This is a genomic window from Curtobacterium sp. SP.BCo (assembly GCF_051903265.1).
In the GTDB taxonomy this organism is placed as follows: Bacteria; Actinomycetota; Actinomycetes; order Actinomycetales; family Microbacteriaceae; genus Curtobacterium.
In genome coordinates this window covers 3,604,868-3,624,002 of sequence record NZ_CP194337.1, presented here as the reverse complement: position 1 = coordinate 3,624,002, position 19,135 = coordinate 3,604,868, and the positions used below count along the sequence as shown (strand labels likewise).

General features: G+C 72.6%; 19 protein-coding genes. 6 read left to right on the top strand and 13 right to left on the bottom strand.

Features of this window, described 5'->3' with window-relative positions:
- Window positions 1–21 precede the first annotated feature (21 nt).
- The 6 genes from ACRQ4B_RS17165 to ACRQ4B_RS17140 are packed head-to-tail and all read right to left on the bottom strand — an operon-like array spanning window position 22 to window position 7,596.
- Window positions 22–1,722, bottom strand: a complete 1,701-nt coding sequence (locus ACRQ4B_RS17165; protein WP_439692600.1) for an amidase — start codon at window positions 1,720–1,722, stop codon at window positions 22–24.
- Complete coding sequence (locus tag ACRQ4B_RS17160; protein WP_439692599.1) at window positions 1,719–2,621, bottom strand: carbon-nitrogen hydrolase family protein; 903 nt, start codon at window positions 2,619–2,621, stop codon at window positions 1,719–1,721. The genes ACRQ4B_RS17165 and ACRQ4B_RS17160 overlap by 4 nt, the downstream gene beginning before the upstream one ends.
- Complete coding sequence (gene rutA, locus ACRQ4B_RS17155; RefSeq protein WP_439692598.1) at window positions 2,618–3,718, bottom strand: pyrimidine utilization protein A; 1,101 nt, start codon at window positions 3,716–3,718, stop codon at window positions 2,618–2,620. The genes ACRQ4B_RS17160 and rutA overlap by 4 nt, the downstream gene beginning before the upstream one ends.
- 31 nt (window positions 3,719–3,749) lie before the next feature.
- Complete coding sequence (locus ACRQ4B_RS17150) at window positions 3,750–4,787, bottom strand: ABC transporter permease (protein ID WP_439692597.1); 1,038 nt, start codon at window positions 4,785–4,787, stop codon at window positions 3,750–3,752.
- The gene (locus tag ACRQ4B_RS17145) at window positions 4,787–6,418 is read right to left on the bottom strand and encodes a sugar ABC transporter ATP-binding protein (RefSeq protein ID WP_439692596.1); all 1,632 of its coding nucleotides are present in this window, start codon (window positions 6,416–6,418) and stop codon (window positions 4,787–4,789) included. Before ACRQ4B_RS17145 ends, ACRQ4B_RS17150 begins: the two co-directional genes overlap by 1 nt.
- Complete coding sequence (locus ACRQ4B_RS17140) at window positions 6,415–7,596, bottom strand: sugar ABC transporter substrate-binding protein (protein ID WP_439692595.1); 1,182 nt, start codon at window positions 7,594–7,596, stop codon at window positions 6,415–6,417. Before ACRQ4B_RS17140 ends, ACRQ4B_RS17145 begins: the two co-directional genes overlap by 4 nt.
- Before the next feature lie 622 nt (window positions 7,597–8,218).
- Here ACRQ4B_RS17140 and ACRQ4B_RS17135 point away from each other — a divergent pair.
- Together ACRQ4B_RS17135 and ACRQ4B_RS17130 are read left to right on the top strand one after the other, a co-directional pair.
- The gene (locus tag ACRQ4B_RS17135; protein ID WP_439692594.1) at window positions 8,219–8,734 is read left to right on the top strand and encodes an NADPH-dependent FMN reductase; all 516 of its coding nucleotides are present in this window, start codon (window positions 8,219–8,221) and stop codon (window positions 8,732–8,734) included.
- The gene (locus ACRQ4B_RS17130; RefSeq protein WP_439692593.1) at window positions 8,731–9,234 is read left to right on the top strand and encodes a flavin reductase family protein; all 504 of its coding nucleotides are present in this window, start codon (window positions 8,731–8,733) and stop codon (window positions 9,232–9,234) included. Before ACRQ4B_RS17135 ends, ACRQ4B_RS17130 begins: the two co-directional genes overlap by 4 nt.
- 97 nt (window positions 9,235–9,331) lie before the next feature.
- On the opposite strand, the gene ACRQ4B_RS17125 is transcribed toward ACRQ4B_RS17130, so the two are convergent.
- The 5 genes from ACRQ4B_RS17125 to ACRQ4B_RS17105 form a co-directional block, all read right to left on the bottom strand.
- Complete coding sequence (locus ACRQ4B_RS17125) at window positions 9,332–10,408, bottom strand: ABC transporter permease (protein ID WP_439692592.1); 1,077 nt, start codon at window positions 10,406–10,408, stop codon at window positions 9,332–9,334.
- Window positions 10,405–11,286, bottom strand: a complete 882-nt coding sequence (locus ACRQ4B_RS17120) for an ABC transporter ATP-binding protein (RefSeq protein WP_439692591.1) — start codon at window positions 11,284–11,286, stop codon at window positions 10,405–10,407. Before ACRQ4B_RS17120 ends, ACRQ4B_RS17125 begins: the two co-directional genes overlap by 4 nt.
- 145 nt (window positions 11,287–11,431) lie before the next feature.
- Window positions 11,432–12,124, bottom strand: coding sequence for a response regulator (locus tag ACRQ4B_RS17115; protein ID WP_439692590.1), 693 nt, complete (start codon window positions 12,122–12,124; stop codon window positions 11,432–11,434).
- Window positions 12,106–13,389, bottom strand: coding sequence for a sensor histidine kinase (locus ACRQ4B_RS17110; RefSeq protein WP_439692589.1), 1,284 nt, complete (start codon window positions 13,387–13,389; stop codon window positions 12,106–12,108). The genes ACRQ4B_RS17115 and ACRQ4B_RS17110 overlap by 19 nt, the downstream gene beginning before the upstream one ends.
- 89 nt (window positions 13,390–13,478) lie before the next feature.
- Entirely contained in the window at window positions 13,479–14,747 is a 1,269-nt protein-coding gene (locus ACRQ4B_RS17105) for an MFS transporter (protein WP_439692588.1), read from the bottom strand.
- A 212-nt stretch (window positions 14,748–14,959) separates the two neighbouring features.
- Here ACRQ4B_RS17105 and ACRQ4B_RS17100 point away from each other — a divergent pair, with 212 nt between their 5' ends.
- Window positions 14,960–15,298, top strand: coding sequence for a YciI family protein (locus ACRQ4B_RS17100; protein ID WP_439692587.1), 339 nt, complete (start codon window positions 14,960–14,962; stop codon window positions 15,296–15,298).
- Here ACRQ4B_RS17100 and ACRQ4B_RS17095 read toward each other — a convergent pair.
- On the bottom strand, window positions 15,204–16,472 hold the full coding sequence (locus tag ACRQ4B_RS17095) for an MFS transporter (protein WP_439692586.1): 1,269 nt from the start codon (window positions 16,470–16,472) through the stop codon (window positions 15,204–15,206). The genes ACRQ4B_RS17100 and ACRQ4B_RS17095 overlap by 95 nt on opposite strands.
- A gap of 38 nt (window positions 16,473–16,510) precedes the next feature.
- On the opposite strand from ACRQ4B_RS17095, the gene ACRQ4B_RS17090 reads away from it, so the two are divergent.
- Window positions 16,511–17,107, top strand: a complete 597-nt coding sequence (locus tag ACRQ4B_RS17090; RefSeq protein ID WP_439692585.1) for a TetR/AcrR family transcriptional regulator — start codon at window positions 16,511–16,513, stop codon at window positions 17,105–17,107.
- Here the strand turns inward: ACRQ4B_RS17090 and ACRQ4B_RS17085 are convergent.
- Window positions 17,058–17,687, bottom strand: a complete 630-nt coding sequence (locus tag ACRQ4B_RS17085; protein ID WP_439692584.1) for a LysE family translocator — start codon at window positions 17,685–17,687, stop codon at window positions 17,058–17,060. The genes ACRQ4B_RS17090 and ACRQ4B_RS17085 overlap by 50 nt on opposite strands.
- A gap of 83 nt (window positions 17,688–17,770) precedes the next feature.
- Here ACRQ4B_RS17085 and ACRQ4B_RS17080 point away from each other — a divergent pair, with 83 nt between their 5' ends.
- A complete protein-coding gene (locus tag ACRQ4B_RS17080) occupies window positions 17,771–18,226 on the top strand; it encodes an Lrp/AsnC family transcriptional regulator (RefSeq protein ID WP_439692583.1) in 456 nt (151 codons plus the stop codon).
- Window positions 18,223–19,116 (top strand): alpha/beta hydrolase, encoded by an 894-nt coding sequence (locus tag ACRQ4B_RS17075; RefSeq protein ID WP_439692582.1) that lies wholly within the window; start codon window positions 18,223–18,225, stop codon window positions 19,114–19,116. Before ACRQ4B_RS17080 ends, ACRQ4B_RS17075 begins: the two co-directional genes overlap by 4 nt.
- Window positions 19,117–19,135 lie beyond the last annotated feature (19 nt).

Sequence of the window (19,135 nt, the reverse complement as noted above, 5' to 3'; positions counted from 1 at the left end):
CCGTCCTCGTCCGTGGTGCGGTTACTGATCGGTCGACCCTCTCGTGGCGGACGCCGGCGGCACCCGGTGGTGGTGGTCGGTGACGGTCTGGAAGGCGGCCGCGGCGGACAGCACGAGGCGGTCGTCCCACGGCCGCGCGACGAGTTGCACGCCGACCGGCAGCCCGTCGGGTGCCGTCCCGGCCGGCATCATCAGCGCCGGGAACCCCACGTAGTCGAACAGCCGGGTGTTCCGCGGCACGACGTCGTGCAGGTTGAACCGCTCGCCGTCGACCGACATCGTGAGGTCGTCGAGCCGCGGGGCGGTGGCGCCGATGCCCGGGGTGAGCACGACGTCGACGCCGGCCTCGTCCATCCGGGCCACCATGGCCGCCTGCACGAGCGGCCGGCGGCGGAGGGCACGGAGGTAGTCGGCGGCGGTCGGCGTGAACGCGGCGTCGAACCGGGCGCGGGTACCGGCGTCGAACAGGTCGGCGGTGTCGGCGTTCGCCTCCTGGTTGGCCGCGAGCTCGCCGTAGAAGACGGTCCAGCACTCGGCGTCGATCGCGGCCAGGTCGTCGAACTCGATCGGCAGGATCTCCGCCCCGAGTGCCGCGAACCGGTCGATCGCGGCGGCGTGCGCGTCGAGCACCGCGCGGTCCACCCGCTCGGTGAACCACCCGCGCGGGACGCCGATCCGCAGCCCGACGACCCGTTCCGGAGCTGCCTCGACGAGCGGGACCGCGGTGTGTGTCGTGGGGTCCGCGCCGTCGCCGCCCGCGATGACGGCGAGCACGAGGGCGAGGTCCTCCGCCGTCCGTGCCATCGGGCCGACGTGGTCGAGCGTCCACGACAGGCTGGCGACCCCGGTGCGCGGCACGAGCCCGTACGTCGGCTTGATGCCCGTCGTGCCGCAGAGCGCCGACGGCACCCGGATCGAGCCGCCGGTGTCCGAGCCGAGGGCCAACGGGACGATCCGGGCGGCGAGGGCCGAGCCGGAGCCCGTCGACGACCCGCCGGTCCAACGGTCCGGGTCCCACGGGTTCCGCACGGCGCCGTACCGGGCGTTGTGCGGGCCGCCGCAGGCGAACTCGGTGGTGGCGGCCATGAACACCGGGATCGCACCGGCCGCACGGAGCCGGCCCACCACGGTGGCGTCGGTGGGGGCCACCCGGTCGCCGGTCTGCAACGACCCGCTCGTCACGACCGTGCCCGCGACGTCGATGATGTCCTTCACCGCGAAGGGCACGCCCTCGAGCGGTCGGGCGTCGCCGGCTGCCCAGCGCCGGGTGGACTCGGCGGCTGCCTGCTCGGCACCGTCGACCAGCCGGAGCACGGCGTCGGACCACACGTCGTCGCTCGTCCAGTAGGGGGCGAGGGCGGTGACGACGGCAGTGGGGGTGGTGGAGCCCTCGCGGTAGGCGGCGAGCAGCTCCGTCACGCTGGCGGCGGCGGGGTCGGGCGCCGTGCCGCCGGGCGTCGCGGGTGCCGGTGCCGCGGAAGCGGGTGCAGCGGCAGCGGGTGCAGCGGCAGCGGGTGCCGGAGCCGCAGGTACCGGTGCCGCGGATGCCGGTGCCGCGTCGATCGCCGCCCCGAGGAGCCGGGCGAACAGCGCGTGGCTGTGGCCCGGCTCGGCGAGGAGCGACGACGGAGCCGCCGGCAGCGGGTTCGCCCGGCTGTCCCGCAGCGCCTGGTCCAGCTGCGGGGCGATGGTGTCGCGCACGACCGTGAAGACGTCGGTCACGCCGGAACCGCCGCGGCGTCGGCGTGCGCGTCCGCCAGGTACCGGAAGACCCCGGGCTGCCGGTCGCGTCCGAGCGGGAAGTCGCTCCGCGCCGCCGCGACCTCGGCCACGTCGACCGTCGCGCGGACGATCGGCCCGGCCTGGTGCGGCGGCGCCGAGACGACGAGCTCGCCGCGTGGCGACACGACCGACGACCGACCGAAGTAGCTCACCGTCTTGCCGTCGACGGTCTCCTCGCCACCGCGGTTCGGCGCGACGACCCAGGTCTGGGTCTCGAGCGCCCGGACCTGCAGTTCCTGGGTGAACAGCGTCTCGCGGAACCCCATCGACGACACGAGCACGAGCATCACCTCGGCCCCTGCGGCGCGGGACGCCAGCCAGTACTCGGGGAAGCTCCGGTCGTAGCAGATGAGCATCCCGAACCGGGTGCCGAGGGCGTCGAACACGACCGGACCGGAGCCCGGCGCGAAGTAGTGCTTCTCGTCGACGTCGGAGATCGCGTTCGTGGGGATCGACGTCTTCCGGTAGGTCGGCACCGCGTCGCCGTGCACGTCGGTGCCGTGCACGAGCGTGCCGTCGGCGTCGATGAGCACGGCGCTGTTGTACTGCGCGTCGCCGGCGTCCTCGTAGAGCCCGAACACGACGGCCGTGCCCAGTCGCTTCGCGGCCGCGGCGAACCGGGCGGTGGCCGGACCGGGCACCGGCTGCGCCCAGGCCTTGCGGCTGTCGTTCCGGACCCCGCAGAAGTACGGCGTCGTGCAGAGCTCGGGGAAGACCACGAGGTCGGCGCCCACCGCGGCCTCCTCGAACAGGGCGATGAGTCCGTCGAGGGCGGCCTCGCCGTCCGCGGGGACCTGCCCGGCCTGCACGACCGCCACCTCGAGCACCGGCGCACTCATGCTGTGACCGCGCTCGGTGCAGCGGACACGACGCCCTCGCGGGTGCGCATCAACGGCTGGATGCGGGTGCCGAACTCGTCCATGCCCTGCAGGAAGTCGTCGAACACGAGCATGATGCCCTTGGTGCCCTCGACGTCGGCTGCCTCGTCGAGCATCGCGGCGACGTGCTCGTACGACCCGACGAGCGTGCCCATGTTCATGTTCACGGCGCCCTCGGGCAGCGAGATCCGCTTCGCGGTGTTGCCGTCCTCGCCGTTCGTGTCGGTGAGTGCCTGTCCGGTCATCCAGGCGATGGCCTCCACGTCCACGCCGTCGCTGTAGTGCTGCCACTTCGCCTGCGCGGCCTCGTCCGTCTCGGCGGCGATCACCATGAAGAGGACGTAGGAGCCGACGTCGCGGCCGGTCTTCGCGCGGGCCTCGAGGAGCGCCTTGTTCTGCTCGGCGTAGGCGGTCGGGGTGTTCACGCCGACGCCCATCGAGAAGTTGTAGTCCGAGTACTCGGCGGCGAAGGCCATGCCCTGCGACGACTGGCCGGCGGAGACGATCGGGATGTGGCTCGTCGGCTTCGGGAGCATCCGGCAGTCGTCCATCTGGAAGTACTCGCCGTGGAAGTCGCTGCGGCCGGTCTCCCACAGCTCCTTCATCACCTGCATGTACTCGGTCTGGTAGGCGTAGCGGCGCGTGAAGTGCACCTCGTCGCCCGGCCACAGTCCCATCTGGTCGTACTCGGCCTTCTGCCACCCCGCGACGAGGTTGAGGCCGAACCGGCCGTGCGAGATCGAGTCGACGGTGGCGGCCATCCGGGCTGCGATCGCCGGCGGGATGGTGAGGACGGCCGTGGTGGCGAACAGCCGGATCCGCTCGGTGCGGGCGGCGAGCCCGGCCATCAGCGTGAACGACTCGAGGTTCTCGTCCCAGAACCCGCTCGGACCGCCGAACCCGCGCAGCTTGATCATCGACAGGGCGAAGTCGAAGCCGTACGCCTCCGCCTTCTGCACGATCTCGAGGTTGAGGTCGAACGACGGCTTGTACTGCGGCGAGGTGGTGGAGATGAGCCAGCCGTTGCTGCCGATCGGGATGAAGACTCCGATGTCCATGGGGGACTCGCTTTCTGTGTGTGGTGGAGGGTCAGGACTGCTTCGCGGCGGCCTTGGCGGCACTCGCGACGGCGTGGCGGCGGATGGTCTGCGACACGGCGACGGCGACGATGAGCGCGCCGCCGTAGAACAGCTGCTGCACGAAGTTGTCGGCGCCGAGCATCTGCAGCCCGACGACGCCGGAGAACAGGAAGTACACGGCGATGAACGTGCCGATCGCGTTGAACCGGCCGGGGATGATCGCGGTCGCACCGAGGTAGCAGGCGGCGAACGCGGGGAGCAGGAAGGACTGCCCGCTGGACGGGTCCGCACCGCCGAGGGTGCCGGCGTAGACGACCCCGGCGACGGCGGCGGTGAAGCCGGCGCCGACGAAGGCCCCGACCCGGAGCCGGCGGACGTTGAGGCCGGACAGCTCGGCGACGGTGCGGCCGGTGCCGACGAACAGCAGGCGACGTCCCACCGGGGTGGCGCTCAGCACGACGAGGACGACGACGGTGGCGATCAGGCCGTAGACGAAGGCGAGCGGCAGACCGGCCAGGCCGCGCCACCCGACGGTCGCCTGCACGAGCGCCGGGTCGATGCCGGTGACCGACGACGAGGCGCTCATCCACTGGATGATCCCGATCATGAACGTCGAGGTGCCGAGCGTGACGATGAACGAGTCGATCCGGAAGGCCACGGTGAGCAGTCCGTTGACGAGCCCGACGACCACGCCGATCGCGAGGCCGACCAGGATCGCGGGCAGCAGGGGGACGTCCATCTTCGCGTTGAGCACGGCGATGGTCATCGCGGACAGCGACATCGTCGAGGCGCCGGAGAGGTCGAACTCCCCGGCGGTGAGCGGGAACAGGAACCCGAGCGCCAGGATGAGCAGCACGGACTGGGACCCGAGGATGTTCTGCAGGTTCCCGAGGGTCGGGTAGGTGTCCGGCAGCGCCACGCTGAACGCGATGACGATGACGAGCCAGGCGCCGAGCAGGGCGTAGCGCTCGGTGTGGCCCCACGAGAAACGGGGGCGGGCGGGACGGACGATCGACGTCTCGAGGACGGGCTCGGCGGTGGTGGACATCAGGCGTTCTCCTTGACGGGGGAGGAGTCGACGGGGGTGGAGGAGGGGTCGACGAGACTCGCGACGACCGCGGCCGCGATGACGTCGCGGTCGATGCGGTCCCCGGAGAGCACGTCGTGCACGCGGCCGTGGGCGAGGACCACGACGCGGTCGCACATCTGCGCGAGCTGGTCGTAGTCGGTGGAGGCGCAGACGATCGAGACGCCCTGCTCGGCGGTGCGCCGGAGCATCGCGAAGATCGCCGCCCGGGCACCGACGTCGATGCCCTGCGTCGGCTCCTGCAGCAGGACCAGGCGCGGGTCGTCCTGCATCCACTTCGCCAGCACGGCCTTCTGCTGGTTGCCGCCGGACAGCGTCCCGAACAGCGCGCCGGGGTCGGCGGGACGGACGTCGTAGTCGCGGACGAGTCCGTCGACGTGCGAGCGCTCCCGTGCGGGCGAGAGCCCGAGCAGTCCGCGGAGCTTCCCGAGGACGGGGAGCGTCACGTTCTGCTCGACCGACAGGGTCAGGGCGCCGCCCTCGCGCTTGCGGTCGGCGGGGACGTAGACCACGCGGCGGGCGATGGACCCGCCCGGGGTCGCGCGGGTGAGGTCGACCGTGTCGTCCTGCACCGTCAGCGTGCCCGTCGCGGGGCGGGCGCCGTAGAGCCCGGGCAGGACGTCCTCGACGCCGGAGCCGGCGAGACCGGTGATCCCGACGACCTCGCCGTCGGCGACGTCGAAGGACAGCCCGTCGACGACGCCGACGTGCAGGTCACGGACGGTCACGACGGCGTCCCCGGCGGTGGCGGGCCGCGGCGTGCGTGCCGCCACCCCGTCGAGGCCGCGCCCGACGATGAGCGAGACGAGTTCGTCCGCCGTCGTGGTCGCGGTGTCGCGGTGCGCCTGCACGGTGCCGGCGCGGAGGACCGTGACCCGGTCGGCGTGCTCGAGGACCTCGGACATGTCGTGGGACACCAGCAGGGCTGACGTCCGGCCGTCGGACACCAGGTCCTTCACGACGCGGAACAGCAGGTCCGCGTCCTCCTTCGGCAGGAACACGGTCGGTTCGTCGAGGACGATGAGCGCGCGGTCGTCACCGAGCTCGGCGACGGCGCGGAGGATCGCGACGAGGGCCTTCTGCGTGTCGGTGAGTTCCTCGACCCGGGCCCGGGGATCGATGTCCACGCCGTACCGGGCGAACAGCTCCGCGGCGGCCCGGTGCTCGGCACCCCAGCGGACGAAGGGCCCACGACCGGCCACGACGGTGGCGAGCCGGAGGTTCTCGGTGACGCTCAGGGACGGCACGAGCGCGAGGTCCTGGTGCACGAAGCTGATGCCGACGCGGCGGAAGTACCCGGGAGGCACGGGCAGGGGGAGCCGGGAGCCGCGGACCTCGATCGTCGCTCCCGCGTCCGGCGCGTAGGTGCCGGACAGGACCTTGATGAGGGTCGACTTGCCGGAGCCGTTCTCACCGAGCAGGGCGTGCACCTGGCCCGGTCGGACCTCGAGCTCGACGTCGTCGAGCGCGGTGAGTCCACCGAAGCGCTTGGTGAGTCCGCTGATGCGCAGGACCGGCGTGCTGTCCGCACCGGTCCCGGAGGCCGCAGCGGACGCTGCGGGGCCGAGCCGTGCCTCCCGGGTGTCGGTCACTTCGCCGGACCCCAGATCTTCTCGTACCCGGTCTTGTAGGCGTCTCCGTAGCCCTTGCTCGGGACCGGCGGCGTGCCGGTCTCGTCGACGTTGTCCTTCGTGAAGACCTTGAGCGGGGTCTTCTCGTCACCGTCCTCGACGATCGGCGTGTCGGTGAGCACCCGCCCGGCCTGGTCGATGGTGGCGTAGGCGAGCCACTCCATGTTCTCGCCGATGTCCATCGTCATGACGTTGCCGTCCTGCAGGATCTTCAGGACCGCGGGGGTGCCGTTGTACGAGGACGTGAACACCTGCCCGGTCTTGCCGGCGGCGGTCACGCCCGCCTCGACGAACAGGGCCATCGAGTCGTAGACGGGCAGGACGTAGTCGAGGTTCGGGTCGGTCTGGATCGCGGACTGCACCGTCGACGAGATCTTCGTCGCCCAGTCGGCCACCGGGACGTTCGTCACCTTGACCTTGCACCCGGAGCAGTACTGGTCGAACTCCTCCTGCATCGCCTGCACGATGCCGTCCGAGGGCGGGACCTCGGACGAGGTGATGATCAGGACGTCACCCGTGCCCTTGGTCTCCTTGATGGCCCAGTCGGCGTTGAGCTTCGCGGCCTCGTGGAACGGCGCCGTCACCTGCGCGGCGACGAGCGGCTGGAGCTGTGAGGGGAGCGACTCGCCGGTCTGGTACGTGTGGCTGATCAGCACCGGGATGCCCGCCGCCTTCGCCCGCTTCAGGGCCGGGACGATGAGTTCGCCGTTGACGCCCTGTGCCAGGACGATGATGTCGGCCTTGCGGCTGATCGCCTGGTCGATGCCGGCGGACTGCTCGGTCGGTGTGCCCTGGTTCGTGTACTCGATCCACGTCGCGCCGTACTGCTTCGCGAGCTTCTCACCGGCCTGGTCGACCGAGACGATGAACGGCACGGCCGAGGAGTTCGGGATGTTGAAGATCGTCTTGCCGGCGATCTTCGACAGGTCGAAGGGTGCGCCCTCGAAGGTGAACTCCGGGTCGACGCTCGCCGCCGTGATCTGGCTGGTGGCGTGCTCGACCCCGGCGGAGTCGTCGGACGAGCCGGTCGACGCGGTCGACGTCGCGGAGCAGGCGGACAGGAACAGCACGCCGGAGAGCGCGGCGGCCAGGACCGCGGGGCGGACGAGCCTGGTTCGGGTGGGTGCGGGGGACGACATCGGTCGAGGACCTCCAGGACGTGGTGCGGGGACGGGTGGGTCGTGCTGCGGGAACGCCGAACACCCCGCGGCGCGGGGTGGGCGCGACGACGAGGGTCGCGGTGAGGGAGAGCGCTCCGCCGGGGGCGAGGCGTCGGGGTGACGGGGTGACGGGGCCGCTCCGGTGGGGCTGATGCGAATGTAACGGCCCGGGGGAGCCCGCAGGGCGGCGCGCGGTAACGGTCCTGTTAGGCGTTTGTTTCGCTGGTGTTAGGCCACCGCGCCCGCGGCGGTCGCCGGCCGCCGATCCGCGCCGGAACGCGGGCTCGGATTCCGCCGCCCACCCCAGACAGGGCGCGGATCCCGCAGGATTCCGGGGCGGCGGTGCCCGGGCGAAACACACCGGACCCACGACGGGCGACTTCCGGTAACGGGACTCTCACAACCGATCCGCTCCGAGCGACCGGCGCGCTGGCGCAATGCCCGTCGACGGCGCAGCACCGGCCCCGTGACCAGGGAGTTCCGGAGCGTGCGATCCAGCAGGCCCTGGCGTAACCCACCCGATACGGGGCCGCCACGGAGGCGAAACGAACACGGGATGGACTGCACTCGCACACCACCCCCGACCGCAGGAGCAGATCCGATGATCACCACCGTCGTCGCCGGCAACCCCAAGCCGGCATCGCGGACGCTCGACGCCGCGACGGTCGTCCTCGAACGACTCACGGGGCGTGCCCCCGACCACGTCGTGGACGTCATCGAGCTCGGTCCCGGCCTGCTCGGCTGGGGTGACGACGGGGTGGCCGAGGCCGTGCGCACCGTCGCCGGGTCCGACCTCGTCGTCGTCGCGTCGCCGACCTACAAGGCCACCTACACCGGCGTCCTCAAGCTGTTCCTCGACCAGTTCGGCACCGGTGACGGGCTCGCCGGCGTCGTCGCCGTGCCGCTCATGCTCGCCGCCGGGCCCGCACACGCCCTCGCCCCCGAGGTCTTCCTCAAGCCGGTCCTCGTCGAACTCGGTGCGACCGTCCCGGCGCCGGCCCTCTCCCTCAACGACAAGCACTACTCGGAGCCCGCATCGACGGAGGTCTGGATCGCGCGCTGGCGTGACGTCGTCCTCGGTGCGGCCACGAGTCTCCAGGAAGGATCCCGCCCATGATCAGCCCCTACTCGCCCGACGCCCCCGACCTCACCGCGCTCCGCCAGGCCTTCTCCGGGTTCCCCTGCGGGGTCGCGGCACTCGCCGCCGTGGTCGACGACGAGCCGACCGTGCTCGTCGCGTCGTCGTTCACGGTCGGGGTGTCGCAGGACCCGCCGCTCGTGATGTTCGCGGTGCAGCACACGTCCTCGACCTGGCCGGTGCTGCGCGAGGCCGGCACGATCGGGGTCTCGATCCTCGGCGAAGGGCACGCGCAGGTCACGCGGCAGCTGGCGTCGAAGGACAAGTCGGTCCGGTTCGTCGGGGTGGACACGATGGTGTCGGAGACCGGTTCGGTGTTCCTGGAGGGGGCGCCGATCTGGCTCGAGTGCGCCGTCGAGCACACCTATCCGGCCGGCGACCACGACATCGTGGTGCTCCGGGTCCTCGGGCTCATGTCGGACTTCGCGCACAGCCCGCTGGTCTGGCACCGGTCCGCCTTCGCGACGCTGAGCGCCTGACGGCGCGGACGGACGGACGAACGGACGGGAGGCCCGGACCACGTGAGCAGACCTGCTCACGTGCTCCGGGCCTCCCGTCCACTGCGCGCGTCGCGCGTCAGCCGCGCAGCGCCTCCGTCAGCTTCACCCGGCTGCCGGTGCGCAGGAGCGCGTTCTCGTAGATCCGGGCGCCGACGACGACGACCAGCACCACCGAGGCGGCCACGACCACGAGGGACAGGATCGGCTCCCACCACTCCGCGGTCCCGAGGAAGATCCGCATCGGCATGCCGATCGGGGCGCTGAACGGCACGTACGACATCACGCCGAGGATCGTCGGGTTGTCGTACGCCACGATGATGAGGATGTACGGGATCATCACGAGCATCATCACCGGGGTCGTGACGCTGCCGACGTCCTCCTGACGGGACACGAGCACCGCGGCCGCCGCGAACAACGACGCGATGAGCACGAACCCGATCGCGAAGAAGCCGACGAACCAGAGCATGCTCGGGCCGAGCACGGTGAACATGTTGTCCTGACCCGTCACCGCCAACGTCACCGCCGCCGCGATCGCCACCGCGACGATCTGGGCGAACGCCATCACGCTGTTGCCGAGGACCTTGCCGGCGAGCAGCGCCCGGGCCGGGATCGCCGCCATCAGGATCTCCACCACGCGGGTGGACTTCTCCTCGACGACGCTCTGCGCGATCGACTGGCCGAACGTCACCGCCGAGGCGAAGTACACCACGCCGAACGCCAGCGCCACGATGTAGACGAGGCCGCCCGGGATGGCGTTCGGGTCGAGCAACTCGATCCGCGGCGAGACACTGAGCGCCTGGACGACGTCGGTCGGGGCGTCGTCGAGCCCGACGACCGTGTAGCCGAGCGGGTCGTCCGAGGGCAGGACGGCGGCATCGACGTCGCCCCGCTCGACGAGGCGTTCCGCGGCGGCCGCGGTGGACGCCTTCGTGACGTCGAGGCCCTTCTCGGTCGGCAGGGAGACCCCGTCGACGACCGCCACCGGGGTGGTGTCGCCCGCGGTCGCCTTGCCGACGATGCCGCCGACGACGATGGAGGCGACGACCATCAGGATGAGGATGAGCGCCGACACGACGAACGCCTTGCTGCGCACGCGGGCCTGGATCTCGCGGGCAGCCACGAGCTGCACGGAGCGGGTGAACGAGCTGTTCATCGGACGACCTCCCGGAAGACCTCGCTGAGCCGCGGGACACGTGGTGAGAACGACCCGACGGTGCCGTGCTGGACGGCTCGCTGCAGGACGCGCTGCGCCGTGGTGTCGTCGGCCTCGAACAGGGCGTAGCCGCCGTCGAACTCGCGGACGGTGACGCCCGGCTCGTCGCGGAGCCAGGCGACGTCGCCGTCGACGAGGAGCTCCCACGCCGCGGGACCGGCCTGCTTCCGCAGCTCGTCCTGCGGACCGGCCGCCCGGATGGTGCCGCCGGCGATGACCACGACGTCGTCGCAGAGGCGTTCGACGACGTCCAGCTGGTGGCTCGAGAAGAGCACCGGGACGCCGCGGGCCGCTGCCTCGCGGAGCACCGACAGCACGACGTCGACCGCCATCGGGTCGAGGCCGGAGAACGGCTCGTCGAGCACGAGGACCTCCGGGTCGTGGGCGAGTGCCGCGGCGACCTGCACCCGCTGCTGGTTGCCGAGCGAGAGCTTCTCGACGGCGTCGTCGGCGTGCGGCGCCAGGCCGAGCCGGTCGAGCAGGTCGGCGGTGCGGGTGGTGGCGGTGCGCTTGTCGACACCGTGCAGCCGGGCGAAGTACGTGATCTGCTCCGCGACCGGCATCTTCGGGTACAGCCCGCGCTCCTCCGGCATGTAGCCGAAGCGGCGCCGGTCGGCGGGACCGATCCGGGTGCCGTCGATCGACACCGTGCCGGAGTCGGCCTGCAGCACGCCGAGCAGGATCCGCATGGTCGTGGTCTTCCCGGCGCCGTTGCCGCCGACGAACCCGGTCAGGCGGCCGTCGCCGACCGTGAACGTCACGTCGTCGAGCACCCGGCGGTCGCCGTACTGCTTCGTCACCCCGTCGATGGTGAGCATCTCGTTCCCCTCTCGCGGCGGTTCGGTCCGCCTGCGTCGACGCTATTGCGCGGCGGCGGTCCGCTGCCTCCGGCTGGGGACGGGTTTCCGGGGCACGACCGGCGGTGCCGGCTCCACCGCACGGGGGAGCCGGGAGAACGCTGGGTCAGCCCGTGGTGCCGGCCACGCCGTGCTCGAACGCCCACACGACCGCCTGGATGCGGTCGCGCAGGCCGAGCTTCTGCAGGACGTTCGACACGTGCGTCTTCACGGTGGCGTCCCCCACGAACAGCTCGGCGGCGATCTCCGCGTTGCTCAGCCCCCGGGCGAGCAGGCGGAGGACCTCGGTCTCGCGGTCGGTGAGCCCGGCGGTCGCCAGTGCGGCGTCGGCGTCGTGTCCGGCGGTGTCGGCACCCGTCGGCTGCCCGCCCGCGGTCGCCCGGCTGATCACCCGGCGCGTCACGTCCGGGGCCAGCAGCGCGTCGCCCGCGGCCACCGTGCGGACCGCGTCGATCAGCCGTTCGGGGGAGGCGTTCTTCAGCAGGAACCCGCTCGCTCCGGCCTCGAGCGCCTGGAAGAGGGCGTCGTCGTGGTCGAAGGTCGTCAGCACGAGCACGGCCGGAGGGTCCGGCAGAGCGGCGATCCGCCGGGCCGCCTCGAGCCCGTCGACGTTCGGCATCTGCACGTCCAGGCAGACCACGTCCGGGCGGTGTCGTCGGACGGCCTCGACCGCCTCGGCGCCGTCCGCGGCCTCGCCGACCACGCGGAAGCCCGGCTCGGACTCGAGGATCACGCGGAACCCGGCGCGGACGAGGTCCTGGTCGTCCGCCAGCGCGATGGTCAGGTCGTCGGCAGCCATGCCCGCACCAGCCAGCCTCCCCGGGCGCGCGGCCCGATCTCGATCCGTCCGCCGACCGCGGCGACGCGTTCGCGCATGCCGACGTGGCCGAGCCCGCTCCCGGTGGTGTTCGCCGCCGCACGCTCGCCGTGCCCGTCGTCGGTGACCTCGACCTCGACGCCGTCCGTCAGGTACCGGACCCGGACGTCGGCCCGCGCCGTCGGACCGGCGTGCTTGAGGACGTTCGTCACGGCTTCCTGCGCGATCCGGTAGGCGACCGCCGACACCGTGGGCGGGACCGCCCGCGCCTCGCCGACGACGACGTACTCGGTCGGGTGTCCCGCCGTCCGCGCTGCGTCCGCGAGCTCCCCGATGCGGCCCAGGCCCTCGGTGCTCGGTCCGTCGCCCTCGCGGACACCGGTGCCGGCGGGTCTGTCGGCATCATCGGCCGAACGCAACGTGCCGAGCATCCGGCGGAGTTCCTCGACCGCGGTGCGGGCGCTCTCCTCGACGACGCCGAGCGAGGTCGTCGCCTGCGCGGGGTCGCGGTCGATCACGCGTCGGGCGGCACCGGCCTGCACGCCCATCAGCGACACGTGGTGGGCGACGACGTCGTGCAGCTCGCGGGCGATCCGGACGCGCTCGATCGTCACGGCCTGGGCGGCGCTCCGCTCGCGTTCGGCGGCGAGCTCGGCCGTGCGGTCGTCGAGTTCGTGCTTCGCGACCGCCGACGCCCAGGCCCGGTTCCCCGCGTACCAGGCGGCACCGAAGTAGATGACGTTGATCACGACGTTGAGCAGCGAGAACGCGATGTACGGCGGGATCAGGGCGTCGTGGTCGTTGGGCAGCGCGGTCGGCACCGCCCAGCCGAACACGATCGCGACGAACAGCCACGCGAACATGCCGCCGATGACGACCCAGCGGACGACTTCGGCGCGGACCCGGTCGGAGCACCACGCGCCGACCGTGTACAGCGCGATGAAGAGCGTGAAGTTGACGAGGAAGACCTCGGGCACGTGCAGGATCTGCGTCGCGGCGAACGCCAGCGCCGAGACCACGGCGACGGTCATCGGCCAGCGACGACGGAAGGCGATGGGCGCGGCGTTCGCGACGATCATCAGCGCCGAGACCCACCACGCGGCCTGGTCGTCGGCGTAGGTGCCGGCGGAGGTGTAGAGCGTCGTGGTGATCGCCAGGCCGACGCCCAGCACGACGGCGAGCAGGGCGTCCTGCCGGAGTTCACGGCGTCCCACCGGCAGTCGTGACCACTCCGCCGTCGTCCCCATGTCCACAACGGTAGCGGGTGCGCGCCGTGGCCCGGAGGCGCGGCGGACGTGACCGACGTCGGTCACGCGAACCGCGCCTCCCGTCCGTCTCAGGCGTCGGCGTCCGCGGTCGTCGCCGTGCGCACCCCCGGCGGCAGCGCCGCGACGGCGGCCCGCCAGGCCCACGCGGCACCCGCGAACACCAGCGCCGTGACGGCCCAGAGCACCCAGGGCACGTCCGTGTCGAGCACGCCGAGGGTCAGCGGGAAGAGCGCCATCCCGACCGAGCTCGCCGTCTGGAAGACGCCGATCGCCCGGCCGCGGATCCTCGGGTGCGGCGCCTCGGCCATCACCGCGTTCGCCGCGGGCAGCGCCACCGTGTCCGCTGCCGCGAGCACGACGGCGGCGACCACGACGAACGTCCACGCAGCCGTTCCGTGCAGCGGCGGGAGCACGATCAGCGGCACGGCGGTCAGCCCGGTGAGGACGGCTCCGACGGCGACGAGGACCCCGCGGTCGAAGCCGGCGACCCACCGCGTGACCGAGGTCTGCAGGCACGCGGCCAGCCCCGTCGCGACGGCGAACTGCACGGGCGCGACGGCGGCCGGCATGTGCCACCGTTCGACGTACAGCACGCTCAGGGCGACGTTCGGCAGCACCATCGCCGGCCCGAGCAGGAACTGCCCGAGCGTGATCAGCCGCATCGACCGGTCGGCGGCGAACTCGCGCAGCGAGCCGGTCCGGACGTCGTCGAGGTCCCGGGCCTGTGGCGCGGTCGTCCTGGCACCCCCGGTGCGCTGCGAGGCGAACACCACGGCCGCGGTGACGCTCGTGACGACGTTCGCGAGGACGAGCCAGCGCAGCCCGTCGTGCCCGCCGCCCGCCAGCGTCACCGCGGCGACGACCGCCCCGGCGCCGAGAGCTGCGGCCTTCGTCGCCTCGAGGAAGGCGAACCAGCGCTCGAACGGACGACCGTTGGACAGGTCGTGCACGTAGGCCGTCCACGAGGTCCAGTAGAGCCGTTCGGACGCGTTCGCGAGGAAGACCGCCGCGAAGACGACGACGGGGTCGTGCGCGACGAGGTACAGCGTGAAGCCGGCGGCGGACAGTAGGTTGTTGGCGATCATCGACGCCTTGGCGCCGAACCGGTCGGTGACGACGCCGCCGAGCAGCCCGATCGGCAGCGCCAGCAGCGACGCGACCGTGGACAGCACGCCGATGAGCGCCAGGGACAGGTCGGTGGTGAGCGTGAAGTAGACGATCGTCAGCGGCAGCGTGAGGCCGGCGCCGATCGTGTCGACGAGGACCGCGACGGTGACGAAGCGGTGCTCGGAGAGCGTGGCGGACGAAGCCCGGAAGCGGGCGCGGATGGAGAACACAGGAGACCCTCGGTGTCGTCGCACGGCGTCGGTGCCGCGCGGGCGTACAGGAAGCGCGCGGACGGGTGATCCGCGTGGAGGGGGAGCCGGCTCTGGTGCCGGCTCAGCGCTGCGTTGCCATGACTCCGCTGTCGTGTCCGAGGTGGTCGGGATGGTCTCCCGCTGACCGTAGCGCAGGAGTAGCCTCCGGCCAACCGAGCAGGGGAGAGACCATGCACTTCCTCGTCAACGTGATCGACGACGGGCAGGCCGAGGCCGCCGGTCGGACCGAGTCCGGCACGCAGGCCGAGACGGACGCGGTCGACGCCCTGAACGCGCGACTCGGCGACGCGGTCGTGTTCGCGGCAGGGGTGTCCGCACCGGGCGACGCCGCCGTGGTCGATGCCCGCGGTGCCGAGCCCAAGGTGACGTCCGGCCTGCTCGGCGACCCGGCCGAGTTCGTCGCCGGGTTCTGGGTCATGGACCTGCCGGACGCCGAGACGGCCCTGCGTGTGGCGCACGAGGCGTCGGTGGCGTGCAACCGGAAGATCGAGTTGCGTCCGCTGCTCTGACGCGCAGCCCGAGCAGTGCGCACGCCGTGGTGACGAGTGCCCCCGCCACGAAGACGACGGGTGTCCCGACGAGCCCGAGCAGCGCACCGTCCGCGCCCGCGCCGACCGCCTGCCCGAACACGAGTGCCACGAACAGCACCGACGTGCCCGCGGAGGCCCGGTCCGGGTCGACCTCGGTCGTCCACGCGATCAGCGCTCCCGTCGCGGCGGTGTAGCCCCAGCCGAACACCGCGCAGGCCGCGAGCGCCGGGACCGTCCACTGCGGGGCCGTCCCGAGCGCGACGACGGCGAGGGCCACGGCGGCGGTGGTGACGGCCCACTGCGTCCGGGCGCGGAGCCGGCTCGTCCACCGCGCCGTCACCACCACGGCCGCACCGCCCGTGCCGAGCGCGATCCACGCGGACACCGACACCGTGACCGGGGCGCCCGCGTCCACGAGCACCGACCTGCCGTAGGTCCACACCACCGCCGACCCGGCGCCGAAGAGCAGCGCGAGGGCGAGCACGGCGCGGTGCGCACGCCACCACCGCGCGTCCGGCGCCGACGCGGACGCGGACGCGGACGCCGACGCCGACGCCGACGTGGGCGCGGGTGCCGGTGTGCTGGCTGCGCGCCCGTCCGCGGCGCGTCCGCCGCGGGTGGCCCCGAGCAGCACGCCGCCCACGACGAGCGCGAACACGCCGGACCACGCCCACGCCGTCCGCCAGTCCGGCAGGAGCACGAGTGCGAGGACCCCGGCGGCGACGAGTCCCGGCCCGGTGCCCGCGTTCACCACGGCCTGCGCCCGGTCGCGCCCCGCCGTCGGCACGTGCTGCTCGACGAGTCGCACCAGCGCGGGCGACGCGAGCCCCGCTCCGGCCGACCCGACGATCGACGCGGCCCCGAAGACGCCGGGGGCCGCGGCGGTCGCCATGCCGATCGCTCCACCACCGGCGACGAGTGCGGCCGCGGCGACGAGGGTGCGGGGCGCGCGGGCCGCGACGGCGAAGCCGACGACCGCTCCGACGCAGTAGAGCACCGAGGCCCCGGACGACACCCACCCGGCGCTGCCGGCGCTCAGGCCGAGGTCGCGCTGCACGTCGGGCAGGAACAGCCCGTACGCCAGCCGGACCAGTCCGTACGTCGCCGCGACGAGGCCGAGGCCGCTCACGACCAGCGCCCGCTGCCGTGACAAAAACGATCGTTTCACTTTGCAGAGCCTAGGGTGCTCTCATGGCGATGCGTCCAGGAACCGAGCAGAAGCTCCTCGACGCCGCCGAGGAACTGTTCTTCACCCGTGGCATCGCCGCGACACCGATCGACGCCGTCCTCGAACGGGCCGGGGTCTCGAGCGCCACGCTCTACCGCGGGTACGCCAGCAAGGAAGCGCTCGTCGCGGCGGCGCTCGCTCGCCGGCACGACGACTGGTCGGCGACCTGGGACGACGCGGTCGCCGCCGCGCACGACGACCGCGGCCGGTTGCTCGCGGTGTTCGACGCCCTCGACGCCTACCGGTCGACCACGGCGGGCTCCCGTTGGTGCGCGTTCCTCGGGACGGCCGCCGAGTACGTCGACGCCCCCGAGGACGTTCGCCGGGTCCTCGACCTGGAGACAGGGACCCTGCGTCGCCGACTCACCGAGCTCGCGGTGCCGGTCGCCGGCGACCGGTCGGCGGCGCTCGCCGACCAGCTGCTGCTCGTCGTGTCCGGGTACCTGGCGATGCGGCTGCGGGACCCGGCGCTCGGCACGGCGACGGCGAGGGCGATCGCCGAGGCCCTGCTCAGTGGAGGTGCGGGAGTCCCTGCTCGGCCAGCAGCCCGAGGCCGATGAGCACCATGAGCACGCCGGACACCTTCGTCACGACGACGCTCGCCCGCGGTCGCGAACCCAGGAGCCGTCGCGCCGCCAGTGCCACGAGCAGGTAGACCACGGCGCAGTCGACCAGGTGCAGGCTGCCGAGCACGCCCATCTGCACCGGGGCCGGCCAGCCGTGCGGGGACACGAACTGGGGCAGGAGCGCGAGGAGCAGCAGGACGCCCTTCGGGTTGATGCCGCTGACACCCGCTCCCCGGAGGAACCGCGTCCACGCACTCGTCCCGACCGGGCGGTCGCTCGCCGTGACGGCCGGGCCCGACCGCGCGAGCAACGTGCTCACGCCGAGGTACAGCAGGTACGCGGCCCCGGCGAGCGTCAGGACGGCGAGGGCTGCCGGGTACTCCGTCACGAGCGCCCCGATGCCGAGCGCGACGACGACCACGACCACCACGTAGCCGCTCACCATGCCGAGGATCGACGGCACCACGGACCGTGGTTGCAGCCCGGCTGCGATGGCGTACGCCCAGTCCGCGCCGGGCGTCAGGGCGAGCAGGAGCGCCACTGTCCAGAACTGCAGCACGAGGGTCAGGTCCACAGGCCGAGACGCTACGGAAGATCCGGCGGAATGTGCTCCGGTTCTCCCGCCCGACACCCGGTTCGTCTGCAATGATCGCCGCCATGGACGCACTCGACCGGGAGATCCTCTCACTGCTGCAACACGACGGCCGGATGAGCGCCACCGACCTGTCCGCCGAGGTCGGTCTCAGCCTCTCCAGCTGCCACCGTCGACTGAAGGCGCTCGAGCAGTCCGGCGCGATCGAACGGTACCGGGCGGTCGTCTCGCCGGAGGCCGTCGGGCTGCACTTCGAGGCGATCGTCTTCGCGACCCTCGGCCGCACCGACCTCGAGACGATCGGCGGCTTCGAGGAGCGGGTCCGCGCGATGCCGAACGTGGTGGAGGCCCAGCGGCTCTTCGGCGACCCCGACTACCTCCTGCGGGTCCTCACACGCGACCTGGCCGCGTACCAGGAGTTCTACGACACCGAACTCGGTACGTTGCCCGGTGTGCAGCGGATCTCCTCGACCCTCGTGATGAAGCGCGTGACCTCGGACGGAACGGTCCCGCTCGGATGACCGGGTCGCGTGCCGCTCGGATCACCCGCCGGTCCCTGATCGTCGGCGGCGCGGCCGTGGTGGCAGCGGGGGCCGCTGCCGAGGCCGTCAACCTCCGGCTCCTGCCCGGCCGGTCGACGATGTACCGGGTCCTCTGGCTCGACGGCCCGGCCGGCACCGTCCCCGACGTCGACCCCGTCCCGTCGACCTCGGGGTCGTTCACCTCGACCGCGCGGAGGGGCGAGACGGTCGGGTGGACGATCGCCGCGCCGAACGCCGACGGGCCCCAACCGGTCGCGGTCGCCCTGCACGGCTACGGTGACGACCACACCGACTTCTTCGGCTCCCACCTCGGCTACGACCGGTTCCTCGCCGCGCACGTCGCCGCCGGGGGTGCACCCTTCGCGATCGCCGCGGTCGACGGCGGCAACCGCTACTGGCACCGGCGGAGGGACGGCGACGACCCCGCCGCGATGGTCGTCGACGAGTTCCTGCCGTTGCTCGCGCGTCGCGGGTTCGACACCGCGCGGCTCGCGTTGACCGGGTACTCGATGGGCGGGTACGGCGCGCTCCACCTCGCCGGCGTGCTCGGCTCGACCAGGGTGCGGGCGGTGTCCGCGATCAGCCCCGCGCTCTGGACGTCGGCGGGCGACACCGCGCGCGGAGCGTTCGACGACGCCGCGGACTTCCGGGCGAACACGGTCCTCGGGCGGCAGCACGCACTCGACGGCGTCGCGGTGCGGGTCGACTGCGGCACCGGTGACGGCTTCGAACCGGCGGTCCGCACGTACGTCGACGGCTTCACGACGCGACCCGCCGGCGGGTTCGAGGCCGGCGGCCACACGCACGACTACTGGCGGCGCGTGGCACCGCAGCAGCTCACCTTCCTGTCGCGGCACCTGCACGCGTGACGCACCGGCCTGGAGGCGC